The sequence below is a fragment of the Corynebacterium vitaeruminis genome (assembly GCF_001054325.1).
GTDB lineage: Bacteria > Actinomycetota > Actinomycetes > Mycobacteriales > Mycobacteriaceae > Corynebacterium > Corynebacterium vitaeruminis_A.
The window spans coordinates 1-14,725 of the sequence record NZ_JVVM01000020.1 but is presented as its reverse complement, the minus strand read 5'-3'; the positions used below and the strand labels follow the sequence as shown (position 1 = coordinate 14,725).

General features: G+C 57.1%; 11 protein-coding genes. 1 reads left to right on the top strand and 10 read right to left on the bottom strand.

The genetic code is table 11. From position 1 onward, the window contains the following. Nucleotides 1–16 precede the first annotated feature (16 nt). From ADA16_RS04285 to glnA (ADA16_RS04270), 4 genes are all read right to left on the bottom strand, one after another. Nucleotides 17–211 carry a PspC domain-containing protein gene (locus ADA16_RS04285; RefSeq protein WP_048759502.1) on the bottom strand — a complete coding sequence of 65 codons (195 nt, stop codon included), beginning with the start codon at nucleotides 209–211 and terminating at the stop codon, nucleotides 17–19. A gap of 157 nt (nucleotides 212–368) precedes the next feature. Beyond that, nucleotides 369–1,826: a type I glutamate--ammonia ligase gene (gene glnA / locus ADA16_RS04280; protein WP_048759501.1), complete on the bottom strand. Its 1,458-nt coding sequence runs from the start codon at nucleotides 1,824–1,826 to the stop codon at nucleotides 369–371. Between the two features lie 153 nt (nucleotides 1,827–1,979). Next, a complete protein-coding gene (locus ADA16_RS04275) occupies nucleotides 1,980–3,152 on the bottom strand; it encodes a tyramine oxidase subunit B (protein WP_048759499.1) in 1,173 nt (390 codons plus the stop codon). A 1,046-nt stretch (nucleotides 3,153–4,198) separates the two neighbouring features. Then, complete coding sequence (gene glnA, locus ADA16_RS04270; RefSeq protein ID WP_048759498.1) at nucleotides 4,199–5,635, bottom strand: type I glutamate--ammonia ligase; 1,437 nt, start codon at nucleotides 5,633–5,635, stop codon at nucleotides 4,199–4,201. 406 nt (nucleotides 5,636–6,041) lie between these two features. Between glnA (ADA16_RS04270) and ADA16_RS04265 the strand changes: the two genes are divergently transcribed. After that, nucleotides 6,042–6,560: an RDD family protein gene (locus ADA16_RS04265; RefSeq protein WP_048759497.1), complete on the top strand. Its 519-nt coding sequence runs from the start codon at nucleotides 6,042–6,044 to the stop codon at nucleotides 6,558–6,560. 18 nt (nucleotides 6,561–6,578) lie between these two features. Here ADA16_RS04265 and ADA16_RS04260 read toward each other — a convergent pair whose 3' ends face one another. The 6 genes from ADA16_RS04260 to sucB form a co-directional block, all read right to left on the bottom strand. Next, the gene (locus tag ADA16_RS04260) at nucleotides 6,579–8,198 is read right to left on the bottom strand and encodes an aspartate:alanine exchanger family transporter (RefSeq protein ID WP_193387488.1); all 1,620 of its coding nucleotides are present in this window, start codon (nucleotides 8,196–8,198) and stop codon (nucleotides 6,579–6,581) included. A 280-nt stretch (nucleotides 8,199–8,478) separates the two neighbouring features. After that, entirely contained in the window at nucleotides 8,479–9,258 is a 780-nt protein-coding gene (locus ADA16_RS04255) for a DUF4191 domain-containing protein (protein ID WP_048759495.1), read from the bottom strand. 93 nt (nucleotides 9,259–9,351) lie between these two features. Beyond that, nucleotides 9,352–10,410 (bottom strand): lipoyl synthase, encoded by a 1,059-nt coding sequence (gene lipA, locus ADA16_RS04250; protein WP_048759492.1) that lies wholly within the window; start codon nucleotides 10,408–10,410, stop codon nucleotides 9,352–9,354. Nucleotides 10,411–10,419: 9 nt separating this feature from the next. Further along, a complete protein-coding gene (lipB, locus tag ADA16_RS04245) occupies nucleotides 10,420–11,223 on the bottom strand; it encodes a lipoyl(octanoyl) transferase LipB (protein WP_048759490.1) in 804 nt (267 codons plus the stop codon). A gap of 133 nt (nucleotides 11,224–11,356) precedes the next feature. Further along, on the bottom strand, nucleotides 11,357–12,982 hold the full coding sequence (locus tag ADA16_RS04240) for an inorganic phosphate transporter (RefSeq protein ID WP_048759488.1): 1,626 nt from the start codon (nucleotides 12,980–12,982) through the stop codon (nucleotides 11,357–11,359). Nucleotides 12,983–13,582: 600 nt separating this feature from the next. Further along, nucleotides 13,583–14,725, bottom strand: a 1,143-nt coding sequence (sucB, locus tag ADA16_RS04235; protein WP_048759486.1) for a 2-oxoglutarate dehydrogenase, E2 component, dihydrolipoamide succinyltransferase, incomplete at its 5' end; no start/stop codon positions are given.

The window sequence follows — 14,725 nt, the reverse complement described above, 5'->3', positions numbered from 1 at the left end:
TTTAGGTAGGTCGCGTTTATACGTAAGTGTCCTTCGGCATGATAATCCATGCTGCGATGTAGAGAAGAAACTGCGGTCCGGGCATCAGAAAAGATGCGACAAACACAACGCGTAGCAGAGTCGCATCCCAGTTGAAGTACTCAGCGAATCCACCGAGCACACCGGCAACCATCTTGTTATTGGTGGAACGAGTCAGTGACTTGTTATTCATAACTATCAAGGGTAGCTGTGATCGGAGTAGCTCGCAGTAGTGCTAGCTCTACTGCGAGCCTGATAAGAACCATGCACCGACGAAAACACCACTACCCCAAGATCTTTAGGTGGGGTAGCGGTGTGGGCGTCGTCAAGCGAGCTTTACTGGGCGCGAACTAGCAGTCGTAGTAGAGCTCGAACTCCTGCGTCGTCGGGCGCAGACGAGCCGGCATGATCTCCTGCTCGAACTTGTAGCGGATATGCGCGTCGATGAGATCCTGGGTGAAGACATCACCGGCGAGCAGGAACTCGTGGTCCTCCTCCAGTTCATTAAGCGCACCCTCCAGCGAATGCGGGACGGTGGGAACGTGCTTGAGTTCCTCTGGCGGTAGCTCGTAGAGGTCCTTGTCAATCGGCTTGCCCGGCTCGATGCGATTCTTGATGCCGTCGAGACCAGCCATCATTGCGGCGGTGAAAGCCAAGTATGGGTTGCCCGATGGGTCCGGAGCGCGGAATTCGATGCGCTTAGCCTTCGGGTTTGCGCCGGTAATCGGGATACGGATGGCAGCCGAGCGGTTCTCCTGGCTGTAGACCAGGTTCACGGGAGCTTCGAATCCTGGAACCAGACGGTGGTAGCTGTTCATCGTCGGGTTGGTGAATGCCAGGACTGCACCGGCGTGCTTCAAGATGCCGCCGATGTAGTAGCGCGCCATGTCCGACAGACCACCGTAGCCGTTTTCATCGTGGAACAGCGGCTTGCCATCCTTCCACAGCGACTGGTGAATGTGCATGCCAGAACCACCATCGCCAGCCAGCGGCTTCGGCATGAAGGTGGCCGACTTCTGGTTGAACTTGGCGGTGTTCTTCACCACGTACTTGAAGGTCTGCATGTCATCGGCGGCGTGCAGCAGGGTATTGAAACGGTAGTTAATCTCCTGCTGACCACCCGAGCCCATCTCGTGGTGGGAGCGCTCAACATGGAAGCCAACATCTTGCAGGTGCTCACCGATTTCGTCACGGAGATCCTGCATGTGGTCGTACGGAGCGGTAGGGAAGTAGCCACCCTTGGTACGCACTTTGTGGCCCAGGTTGCGCGATCCGTCCGGGTTGACCTTCACACCGGAGTTCCACCAGCCCTCAACCGAGTCAACCTCGTGGAAGGACTTATTCGAGGTGGAGTCGTAGCGGACAGAGTCGAAGATGTAGAACTCTGCTTCGGCGCCGAAGTTACAAGTATCGGCGAAGCCCAGCTCGTTCAGGTAGTTCTCGGCCTTGCGGGCAATATTGCGCGGGTCGCGGCTAAACGGCTCGCGGGTGTGCGGGTCGTGGACGAAGAACTTCATGTTCAGCGTCTTCGACTTGCGGAACGGGTCGATGAAAGCTGTGTCCAGGTCGGGCAGCAGCATCATGTCGGAGTTATCCACCGAGGTGTAACCCGCAATGGACGATCCGTCGAATGCGAGGCCCTCATAAGCGGAGTCCTCATCAAACTCGGATACCGGAACAGTCAGGTGCTGTTCAATGCCGGGAACGTCGGTGAACTGGACGTCTACCCAGCGGATGTCATTGTCCCGGATGAATCGTTGGATTCCTTCCGGAGTTGTCTGGTCACTGCTGGGTTTGAACTTACCCATTGGTAAAATTCGCCTACTTCGCGTCTAGCTTGTTGAGCTTGTTGGTCGTCTTGTCGAACTTGCTGGTCACTATGAAATTGTGTGGTTTTGGTGTGGCGGAGTTTTGAGGTGGGCTCGAACTAAGTGTTAATCGAGCCCCTCGGACCGCGTTAGTTACTTCAGCAGCGGAACGTCCCACAGGTTCAGCTTGGTGCCGATGCCCTTATCCAGGGCGTTGTCGTAGACATCGGTAGCCCAAGCAACGTCCTCGACCGGCATACCGCCGATGGAGTAGCAGAAAATCTGCTCGTCGTTCTCGCGGCCCGGAGCCTTGCCGGAAGCGATGTCACCGATGTTGACAAGCTTCTCGGCGGGCAGGGTGCCCTCTTCCTTCATGTCCCACCAGCGGTTACCCGGAATACCGAGCAGGCGTTCGTAGGTCACGTCCGGGCCGTTTTCGTTGAACCACTCTTCGTACAGGCCGGTGTAGTCAACGACGAGGTTGCAGTCGTCGGAACGCACGAAGTCGTCGTCGAGGCGTGCAGCGGCCGGCATGAGCAGTAGTGCGCCGGGCTTCAAGTACTCCTTCTTGAAGTACGGGAAACCGGACGGGCCATCGGAGGAAGTCGAGGTGCCGGCGATGAGGATGTCGGAGTCGCGGATTGCTTCTTCTTCGGTCTCGACGATGCGGACCTCTTCCAGCTGCGGGAACTCGTTCTTGATCCAATCGACAGCCTTCTGAGTCGAAGCCTGGGAACGGCCCTTGACCTTGACCTTCTTAATGCTTGGACGCTGCGAGATGGCCGAGCCGAGAATGGTGCGGCTCATAACACCCGGGCCAATGATGCCAACGACCTCGGCATCTTCGACGGCCAGGTGCTTGACTCCGACACCCGGGACAGCGCCAGTGCGGTATGCCGAAAGGAGGTTTGCCGACATGACAGCCTTCGGTGCACCCGTAATTGCATCGTTGAGGATGAACAGGTGAATCGAACGTGGCAGGTCGTTCTGGCGGTTATCAGCGTTGGATCCGTACCACTTCACACCCGCGCCATTGAAGCGGCCACCGAGGTAAGCCGGCATTGCCATAAAACGGCGGTCCGGACCATTTGCAGGCATGCCCTCGTGGATTGGGTTATCCGGGAAGTTGATCTGGGCGCCGTGGGAGTTAGCGGAAGCGCCAGCCATGCGGTAGTCGCCGTCGGCCAGCAGAATCAGGGTTTCTTCCATGGTCTCAACGCACTTGCCGAAGTCCGTGACGCCAGCTTCTACCATGTCGGGTTCGCTGAGGTAGAGAAAATCAATGCGGGTTGAGTTTTCTGGGTTGGCAGCGTTTTCGTTAGTCAAGAATGCTCAAATCCTTCTTAATATTCATCGGCCACCATGTGCGGCGGCTGTGCTTAAGAAATTCCAGATGCATGCTCTCCAGAATCAATCAAATGCCTCGGCGCGGTCTCTCCCCGACAGCTCTCACGAGCCGCAAGTCAAGCCACGCCCTGTCCACAGGGCGTTTTAGGCTGGTGCGCTAACGCCAATTTCCGAGGGCTATGTTGTTTAACCATACGGAAGAACCACTTCGGTGTACGGCCAAATAGTTATTTTCATGCAATTTCGGGCGTGCCATTCGCGCTTTACGACGGCCTCAGCGACACAACCTTTTTGCATCAATAAGCCAGTCGTAATAACGGCTTCGACATGCACAATTGATTCGTATTGAGAACGATTACCGCTGAGTGAATTATCCCCCCGCGCATCAAAGTTTATGAAATTTGTCACATGTCATTAATCTGCGACACATTTCTGGTTCAACGGGCGTGATTGCCTGGCATCCTACCTTCGCAGCATGCCCCATCCACCCTTGGTGGCAGCCCCCTCGCATCCGTCCCCCGCGTTGTCCCTAGTGCCCCCTCGCACTTATGGCCAGTTTTCTGGCACTTATGGATGATTTTCCTTCACTTGTCGACGATATTTTCGTCATCTATCGACGACTTTCCGGCTCTTATGCGCACGGTATTCTCCCCACCCAGTCACTTGTCGATGCGCTGTTCACTTATGGCCACGCTATAGCGCATCGACCAGTGAATATTGCATCGATAAGACTGGGGAGGAGAGGGTGCGACTCTACTCGTGCAGGAGGTGTGGCCCTTTTGCGGTGGTGCATGGTTCTGTTCAGGGAAGCGGCCAGGAACCGCGCACAAATTCGTGCTCACATACGCGCGTATGCGGGCCCAGGCACCCGCAGCCAGCATGGCCGCAACGAAAAACCGTCTGACCACAATGAGCTGTGGTCAGACGGTTTTTGGGTATTCACTTCAAGGTCGCTGGGCAGCCACTAGGTAGCCACTAGGAGCAGGGGAGTGACTGCTCGCTGCGGCCGTCGTAAAGCGAAAACTTTAGCAGTCGTAGTACATTTCGTATTCCTGCGGAGTCGGGCGGAGGCGAACCGGCTCGATCTCGTTTTCGTACTTGAAGTCGATGTAGGTCTGGATGAGGTCCTCGGTGAAGACATCGCCTTCGAGTAGGAACTCGTGGTCGTTGCGCAGGGCTTCAAGTGCAGCCTCGAGAGAGGTCGGAGCCTGTGGGATGTCTGCGGCCTCCTCTGGTGGGAGCTCGTAGAGATCCTTGTCGACCGGAGCGTGCGGCTCAATGCGGTTCTTAATGCCGTCCAGACCGGCCATCATCATGGCGGCGAAGCCCAGGTACGGGTTGCCGGATGGGTCTGGAGCGCGGAACTCGATGCGCTTTGCCTTCGGGTTGGAGCCGGTGATTGGAATGCGCACAGCAGCGGAGCGGTTACGCTGCGAGTAGACCAGGTTGATTGGAGCCTCGAAGCCCTTGACCAGGCGGTGGTAGGAGTTCAGGGTCGGGTTGGTGAAAGCTAGCACGGCGCCTGCGTGGTGCAGGATACCGCCGATGTACCAGCGAGCGATATCGGACAGGCCCGCGTAACCGGCCTCATCGTGGAACAGCGGCTTGCCGTCCTTCCACAGAGACTGGTGGGCGTGCATACCCGAGCCGTTGTCGCCAGCCAGCGGCTTCGGCATGAAGGTGACCGACTTGCCCTCTTCCCAGGCGGTGTTCTTGATGATGTACTTGAAGGACTGCAGGTCGTCTGCAGCGTGCAGCATCGTGTTGAACTTGTAGTTGATCTCCTGCTGGCCACCGGTGCCGACCTCGTGGTGAGCGCGCTCCAGCTCGAAGCCTGCGTCGGCGAGCTTAAGGCACATCTTGTCGCGGAGGTCCTGGTAGTGGTCGTACGGGGCGACCGGGAAGTAGCCGCCCTTCAGGCGGGTCTTGTAGCCCAGGTTTGCAGATCCGTCCGGGTTCTCATCCTTGCCGCGGTTCCACCAACCTTCGACGGAATCAACTTCGTAGAAGCCGCGGTTGGTGTCGGTCTCGAACTTGACGTTGTCGAAGACGTAAAACTCTGCCTCAGCACCGAAGAAGCAGGTGTCGGCGATGCCGGTAGAGATGAGGTATTCCTCTGCCTTTTTTGCGACGTTGCGCGGGTCGCGGGAGAACGGCTCGAGGGTAAACGGATCGTGGACGAAGAACTTGACATTCAGGGTCTTCGCCTTGCGGAACGGGTCAATGCGCGCGGTGCTCAGGTCAGGCAGCAGCGCCATGTCGGACTCGTCGATGGAAGTGAAACCACGAACAGAAGAGCCGTCGAATGCCAGCCCCTCAGCCATCGCATCCTCGTCGAATGCGGACGCTGGGATGGTGAAGTGCTGCTCGGTGCCGGGAACATCCGTGAAGCGGACGTCTACGAATTCGACGCCTTCTTCCTTGATATACGCGGCTACTTCCTCGGGAGTTTTGAAGGACATGTGCGGTCTCCTTAGTTGGCCTTGTTTATTACGCAGCAGGGGATGATTCTTGCACGATGTTTCGTGCGCCTGCCGCGCTGTCAAGGACTGGCCGGTTGACGCTCTTAAGCTTAACGAAACGCGCATTCATTCTGGAATTAGAACGAAGAATTTCTGCCGTGGCGCGTGAACAATTCGCCAATACGGAATGAGTTACGCAAATAGGGAAAAGGTTATCTGGTTGCGGAAACAGTGCAATAGCCTGGGCATTTCCCTCGCACACGCTTTACGACGAGCCTTTGACTCCCTCGCCGGAAAAAATTGGAAAAGGCGATGCAGCTTCGCCCCCGAATTACCCCCGCGTGTGCGGTGAGCCTGCCCCAACCCGCGATTTGATACATCGATTGCTGCATTAGACTATGAACCCATGGAAGAAAAGCACAGTTGGCTCGATGGCCCACAGATTCCGGGTGAGTTCGATAATCCGAACAAACTCTCGGACTATCCTGGCCAGGCATTGGGTCTTGCCCCCGACGGCCCAGGCTCACAGGCGACGCTGATGCGTCGTGTCGGCGGCATTCTCATTGACTGGATTATCTCCCTGATGATTGCCGGAGCTTTTTCGATGTTCTTCGGTCCGAGTCAGGAACAGATTGAGCAGTTCGGAGATGCGTTTATCGCCTGGCAGTCATTCCTTGCGACCTACACGCCAGTTATCTTCCTCATTATTGGCACAGTGTCGGTCTGGCTGTTTGCCCGCACCCCGGGCCAGTGGATGATGAAGATGGGTGTCGCCCGCGTGGACAAGCCGGGTGAGCGAGTCGGCTTCGTCCGTGCCTTCTTCCGCAGTCTGCTGACTCTCTTCTTGCTGCCGCCAGCAATCACTGACTCGGATATGCGCGGTATGCACGACCGCGCCACTGGCACGGCCGTTATCTTGGGCTGACCGTAGTGTGAGCTAAAGCTACAGCACCAGCACGACCAGGACCTGGGCGAGAATGATCTTCATGATCATGGCCATCGGATACACCGTTGTGTATCCCATTGCCGGCAACTCGTTCTTGGCCTGGTCGTTGACGTATGAGAGCACTGCCGGGTGGGTCTGTAGGCCCGAGAGGATACCCGCGGTCTGGCCGAACGGAATCTTCAAGACTCGGTGACCGACGATAAGAGTCAGCAATGCGGAGCTAAACGCGATGATGGCGGCAAGACCGAGAACAGTCAGTGATGCCGGGTCAGACAACGCTGCCTGGAATCCCTTACCAGCTGTGGTACCAATGCCGGCCAGGAACAGTGCCAGACCCATCGTACGGAAGGCCAGGTTGGCCGAGTAGGGGATAGGCCAGACCAGCGGACCAGTGCGGCCGACAGCACCCAGAATCAGTGCCACAACCAGTGGGCCACCAGCAGATCCCAGGGCGAGCGAGCTGCCGCCCGGAAGCGGAATCTTGATGAGACCCACCAAAACACCCAACGTAAGACCCAGGGTGAGCGGCAACAGGTTCACGTCGGAAAGCTTCTTGTAGGAGTCTCCGAAGAACTTTGTTGCGTCCTTGATCTTCTCTGGCGGTGCAACCACGCGGACGCGGTCGCCGAGCTCGAGGCGCATGTTCGGTTCCGCAACGATGTCGTGGTCGCCGCGGCGGATACGGGTAATAATCATGCCGTCCATGCGTGTCTGGAGCTCCGCGATGGGTACGCCAACCACGTCAGATGCGGAGACAAAGATGCGGCGGAAGTCCAGGCGTCCATCGTGAGTCGGGTCACCCGGCATAAGCTCACCGATGTGCTCGGCGGCGCGGGCAATTTCCTCCTCGGTGCCGACGACGGAAATGACATCGCCGACCGAGACTGTGTCACCCGGGGCGGGAATGTAGAGGTGATCCTTGTATTCGATGCGTGAAACCGTGATGTCCAAACCGAACTTCGACGGCAGGTCGGTAACGGAAGGTAGGTCATCCTTGAGAACCTTGATGTCGCGAGTGTGCAGCGGAAGGGCGGCGACACCTGCGTCAATAGCTTCCTGATCGTGGTCGACGCGGAAAACCTTCGACATGATGCCGATAGAGGCAATCACCGCCAGCACACCGATTGGATAGGCCAACGAATAACCAATAACTGGCATATCGTGGGCTGCGGCCAGCTCGCCCTTATCCGAAATTAGGCTAGGAAGAGCATCGACAATTGCAGCCATCGCCGGAGTGTTGGTCAGAGCGCCTGTGAAAGCGCCTGCGCCCTCCACCGGGTCGATAGGCAAAAACTTGATCAGCAAGAACGACTCGATGGTGACAACTGCGAGTACACCAATGCCGAACAAGTTGTGTTTGATACCGCGCGAGCGTAGCGAGCTGAAGAACTCGGGGCCCGCCTCCAAGCCGATTGTGTAGACGAATAATGCCAAGCCCACGATGTAAATCAATGGGGAGATTTGAATTTCCGGCTCAATCGTCGCCAGGATAAGACCGACGAACAAAACGGCGGCTACGCCAAGTTTGAAGCCGAAGATCTTGATCTGGCCAATTGCCAGGCCAAGAAACAAAATCACTAGAAGCGCTAAGAGTTCATTTTCAGCCAAGAGTTGCACATACCCCATCGTGGCACAACTGGCGGTATTCTTCATTAAGCATTGTTTCCAGCAAGAATGCAGCCATTGCTGGCAGTGCGGAGACTTAAGGGAATCATCTTTGATGAGACGCCAGAAACTGTGTTTTAGGGCATAGTTTTAAGATTGGTGCCAACGCACAAAAAAAGGGGCTCGTAAGCCCCTTCCTTACAACGCAGAATGCTCTAGGCAAGATGTCTTAGGCAGTCATGCCCTAGCAACGACGCCTTAGCCAAAACTCGCTAACACCTAACTCAAACTCTTAGTGCTTCTTGCCGCGGTTTGCTGCACGACGAGCACGGCGGTTCATACCGGCCTGCGGGTTAGCGCCCTTCGGCATCGGACCCTTTGGCATGTTGGCGCGCGCGTCACGGATGCGGTCCATCGACTGAATGCGCTCATTCAGCGCATTGGCCTGATCCTTATTCAGGTTGCGGGGCAGACGCATGAGCTCACGCTGTAGCTTCTTCGGCGGAACCTGGCCCTCGTCGCTACCAGCAATCATGTCGTAAATCGGAGCTTCGCCCGCAATGCGTGCCAGTGACTTCTTCTCACGAGCAATCATCTGCTTAACGCGGTTGGGGTCACCTTCACCGACTAGCACAATGCCGGCGTTACCAATAACACGGTGAACAGCATCCATGTGCTGATTAGCGACAACACCGGTCTTGACGTGCCAAACATAGCCAACGCCCTGGCGCATATTGTCCAGCGTCCACGCCGCAGCGCCGGCCTGCCCTTCTGCTTCCGTGAAGAAGGAGGCCTCAAGACGCTTGGAAAAGATGTACATCGCGACCATGAAACCGATCGAAATACCAATAATCGTCAGAATCCACGGCCACACGCCACCAATAAGCAGGCCAAGCAGTAACAGCAGGATAATCGGTCCAAAGAAGCCCAGCGCCATGTACGGCACGAGCTTGTTGTCCCGCGAGCGCTGCAGCTTAAACGCCTGCCACATCTGGCTACGGGTCTGCTTACGCTGAGCGCGCTTGGCGGCGCGGTTCGCCTTCTTCATTTCTTTCGCATCATTGGTCGCCATAATCACCAACTTTAGGGCATGCGATGCGGTTTTAGGCAATAGACCGCGCCGTAGCGTCGTTTCGCTTTACGACGGTCCCACGGCCGTCAACCCCTAGGAAACCGGAGCAGCCGAAGTAACTGGTGTGTCCTCCGATGCGCCATAGCGGTCGAGCAGGGTTGAGGCCTCCTGCAGAGCGAGGTCGCTGCCGCCGTCGTCGGCAAGCGCGGAGAGATGCTCAGGCAGCTCCTGACCGCGGTGCGCCAGCGCGCGGGCGTAGAGCCGTCCAGCGCGGTAAGAGGAACGGACCAGCGGTCCTGACATGACGCCAGCGAAGCCCATCTCTTCGGCAGCCTTGGAGAGTTTGACGAACTCTTCCGGCTTGACCCAACGGTCAATTGGGTGGTGCAGCGGGGTGGGGCGGAGGTACTGCGTAATTGTCAGGATGTCGCAGCCGGCTCCGTGCAAATCTTCCATAGCGGAGACGATTTCGTCGTAGGTTTCGCCCATGCCCAGGATGAGGTTGGACTTGGTAACTAGTCCAGCTTCGCGAGCACGAGTGATGAGTTCCAAGGAGCGCTCGTAGCGGAATGCTGGACGGATGCGCTTGAAGATGCGCGGCACCGTCTCCAGGTTGTGAGCAAAGACCTCAGGCTTGGCGTCGAAGACCTGCTGTGCGGCGGATTCGTCGCCACGGAAATCGTCGACCAGGAGCTCGACCCCCGTATTCGGGTTGAGCTCGTGGATCTGTCGGCAGGTCTCGGCGTAGAGCCAGGATGCGCCGTCGGGCAGGTCGTCGCGGGCGACACCGGTGATTGTCGCGTAGCGAAGATCCATCTCGCGGACGGACTCGGCGACACGGCGCGGCTCGTCCTTGTCCAAGGGGTCCGGCTTGGCGGAGTTAATCTGGCAGAAGTCGCAGCGGCGGGTGCACTTGTCGCCGCCGATAAGGAAGGTGGCCTCGCGGTCTTCCCAGCACTCGTGAATGTTTGGGCAGCCAGCCTCCTGACAAACTGTGTGCAGGGAGGCGCCCGAGACACGGTTCTTCATGTCTTTGTAGCTGGGGCCCGGGCGAACCTGGTTGCGGATCCACCGTGGCTTGTTTTCGATAGGGGTCTCGGCATTTCGTGCCTCGACGCGCAGTAACTTACGTCCTTCTGGCTTAACAGTCACAGGTTCACCCTACTTGTTTGTTGATGAGTACTCGAATATGCCGGTAGTGGAGTTGTGCTTCACCCGGTGTGGCAGGCCCTTCGTGGGGTCGGGCGCGGAGCCGAAGGAATGGTCGGCAACGGTCAGCCGGCCTTCCAGCGCATCGTGCAAATCCGCCAGAAGCGGTTTTGTCATCTCCGACACGCTAACATCTCGGTCAAGTTCACTGGACAGGGTGGTCACGCCAGCGTCGGAAATACCACACGGGACGATGTAGTTGTAGAACTCCATCGAATTATCGCAGTTCAGGCTGAGTCCATGCATGGTCACACCATGAGTGACGCGAATGCCCAGTGCGGCGATCTTTCGATCGCTTTTTCCGTTTGAGGCCGGAATCCATACTCCAGAGCGGCCGTCTATACGACCGGCGGCTGCAATGCCGGCTCGCCGAACGGTTTGAATGAGAGCTTCTTCTAACCTGCGGACGTAGTCCACCACATCGACCGGTTGAGCGAGCTTGATGATTGGGTACATCACCAGCTGGCCCGGGCCGTGCCAGGTGATGCGACCACCGCGGTCGACATCGATAACTGGCAACCCATTAGTGGGCCGGTCCTCCGGCTGGGTGCGCTTTCCTGCTGTGTAAAGACTCGGGTGCTCGAGCACAAGAACCTGATCTGGAATCTCATCTTTTGCACGCTTCGCAGCGAGGTCTGCCTGCAGGTTCCAGGTCTCCTCATAATCGACTCGACCAAGGTGTTGAATCTCAATGTCGGAGCTTGATTCCCGAATGGATTTATCTGCGCGAGTAAAAGGTTTTCTTGGGGCAGTCATGGTGGCCTATAGGATACGCCGATTTTCTCGGGGGCTCAGATTTGTGGTCAATCTAAGGAGGCCAAAACGCCAAACGCCCCGGTGGTCACTGCCAAGTGACCGCCGGGGCGAAAGTGGCGTGCTCTTGTTGGGTTTAGCCGAAGACGACGCGCAGTATGGAAACGGTAATTGCCGAGATAGCTGCAGCAGCCGGCAGAGTGATAACCCAGGCCAGAGCGATCGGCTTCATCAGGTTCCAGTTAGCGGCACGGTTAACGATACCGACACCGAGAACAGCACCAATCAGAATGTGGGTGGAAGAAACCGGCAGACCCAGCAGGGAAGCGATCATAACGACCACAGCAGCAGAGAGCTCTGCGGCGAAGCCCGACGCCGGGTGCATCTTAGTCAAGCCGGAACCGACAGTCTGAATAACGTAGCGACCGATGAACCACAGACCGGAAATCAAAGCGACACCCATGGTGGCCATGACTGCCAGCGGAACACCAGACTCAGAAGCAATTTCGTTGGTCTTCAGAACATCCAGAATTGCCACGAACGGGCCAAGTGCGTTAGCGATGTCGTTCGAACCGTGGGAGAAAGCGAACGCAGAAGCGGTGAAGACCTGCATCCAGCTGAACAGCAGGAAGGTCGAGCGGTCGAGGTCCTGGCGCTTCAAAGTGCGGGCAAAGATGTAAACGGCGAGCCACACGGCGGTGGCAATCATGCCCATAATCAGGAAGTTGTCCAGGCCGGACAGACCCAGGTGCAGGTTCTTGAGGCCCTTGAACAGCATCATCGCGGAGATGACGACGGAGCCCAATGCGGCCAGGCCTGGAACCCAGGCTTCTAGCGCGCGGTGAGCGCGGACGTCATCAACCTTGGACTCGATGTCAACGAGCTTGCGGAAGTAGTCAGACTCCAGGTCATTCCGCTTCCAGTCGTCGTCACGCATCGTCGTCGCGTCGCGAAGCATTGCGTTGGTGTAAGCGATCTGCTCGTGCTCAGGCAGCTTTTCGAACTCTTCACGGTGCTGAGCCTTAAGATCCGCCTTTTCCTGATGGATGGCCTGCAGCTGCTGAGAAGCCTTGTCGTTGTAGACGAGAATCGACTTCTTAATGCCGCCGAACAGAAGGAACGCGACCAAACCGCCAAGGAGCGGAGAGAGAACCCAGGAAATTGCAATCTGGCCAATCTGGTCCCACTGAACCATGCTCCAGCCACCCTTGCCGGTGATGAAGCCGACAGCCAGTGCAGCACCGACGATACCGCCGACGATGGAGTGAGTAGTGGAAACGGGCCAACCCATGCGGGTTGCAACGAGGAGCCAGACTGCCGCGCCGAGCAGCGCGGACATCATGATGAAGGCGAACTCCATCGGGTCCAGGCCATCGATTGCGTTAAGGTCCACGATGCCGGAACGGACGGTATCGGTAACCTCGCCACCAGCGAGGACGGCGCCCGAAACCTCAAAGACTGAAGCGACAACAAGTGCCTGCTTCATGCTCAGGGTGCCGGCACCGACCGAAGTACCGAAGGAGTTAGCGACGTCGTTACCACCGATATTGAACGCCATGAAGATGGCGAAAGCGATGGTAATGAGGAGAATTGCAGTATTTGCCTGCGGGCCGACAAAGTCATAAGCCCAGAAGACAAAGATAACGATGTTGATTGCGAGAAGGCCGCCGAAGAAGAGGTGCCACCACTTATCTGAGGAACTCGACTGTTCAGATGATGTGGCCCCGGTCGACGAACTAGTATCCGCTGGAGCCGAGGACATGCTCCACCTTTCTAAGTTACGTACAGAGAGCAAAAATAGGCACGCCAAAGAAGCCTGCCGCCTAATGATTTCTTAGATTGGTAAAGGCTAATTGCTAACTAGATGACGTCGAGGTTAACAGCGAATGAATTTAGTTATCGCAGTCTTCGGAGTGGGGTGTCGCTGCTGGAATGTGTAACTGTATTAACGTGCGGAAGGTGTATGAGGTTTCCGCATTTCCGCAGTGTAGAAGGAATGCACATCTGCTACTTTTTCTTCTTTTTAGTTATATCCTCTCGCTGGCTTTTATATGCTTAACGACGAAAAAACAGCGCGTGAATTCTTTGTGACACTGAGTGGCTGTGTTAGGTGTGTGGCTTCGATGATTCTCAGCATTAGCCAAGTATGTGAGTTGTTACCTCCGAAAACGTTGAGCAATCAACTCCGCGTAGGGAACGCGCGCTCGGAGTGAGGAACTCCAAGCGAGGAAAGTGTTTGGCAAAAAGAAAACCCGCGTCAGCCGCAATACGCGACTAACGCGGGTAGGGAAGAGGCAAACCTTGTGCTAGCAGCTAGCTAGATTCCCACCGCGCTGCCCCCCCCGGGAAGGGAACAGACGGCCTAGAGCTGCAAATCCGATTCGAAGTTGGCAACTTCGAGGCGGTCAACAACGGTCGTCATGAAGCGACCTGCATCAGCGCCGTCGATAAGGCGGTGATCGTAGGTAATTGGCAGGAAGACCATGGCACGAACACCAATGGCATCTGCGTCATTTTCAGTGACAACTACTGCGCGCTTCTTGATTGCGCCGGTGCCGACCATTGCAGCCTGCGGCGGAACCAGAATCGGGGTGTCGGTCAGAGCGCCCTCAGAGCCAATGTTGGTGATGGTGAAGGTGCCGCCGGACAGATCCTTCGGGGTCAGCTTGTTGTTGCGAGCGCGGTCTGCGATGTCCGCGATAGCAGCAGCCAGCTCCGGCAGGGACATGTCCTGAGCGTTGTGGATGACCGGGGAGAGCAAACCACGCTCGGTATCGACAGCGATACCCAGGTTGACCTGCTCGTGGTAGGTAATCTCCTTGGTCTCTTCGTTCCAGGAAGCGTTGACGTTCGGGTGGCTGACCAGAGCCTCAACTATTGCCTTTGCGAAGAACGGCAGGAAGGTCAGCTTCGCACCGTGCTCCTTCTCGAACTCAGCCTTCTTGGCAGCGCGCAGATCCCAGATAGCCGTCATGTCGGCCTCGTGGACCTGGGTAAGCTGTGCAGAAGTCTGCAGAGACTCGAGGGTCTTGGCAGCGGTGATCTCGCGGATGCGGTTGACACGCTGGGTGGTGCCGCGCAGCTCAGCGAGCTCAGGGCGAACGCCCTTGGTGGACCAGTTGGAGCCGGACTCAGCAGCAGGCTCCTGGCCGCCCTCGGCAGCGCGCAGAACATCCTGCTTACGAATACGGCCACCAATGCCAGAGCCCTCGACCTTGGTCAGGTCAACGCCGTGCTTGTCAGCCAGCTTGCGAACCAGCGGGGTGACGTAAGGGACGTCCTTGTTAGCGGAAGGCTTGGATTCAGACTTCGAAGCCTCAGCCTTTGGAGTCTCCTTCTTTGGCTCTTCCTTCTTTGGCTCCGGCTTGGACTCTGCCTTTGGAGCCTCCTTCTTAGGCTCTTCCTTCTTCTTCGAGGTAGCCTTCTTTGGCTCACCACTGCCAACGCGAGCGATGACCTCGCCGACGTCAACAGTGTCGTCCTCGTCGTAGAGGACCTCGAGCAG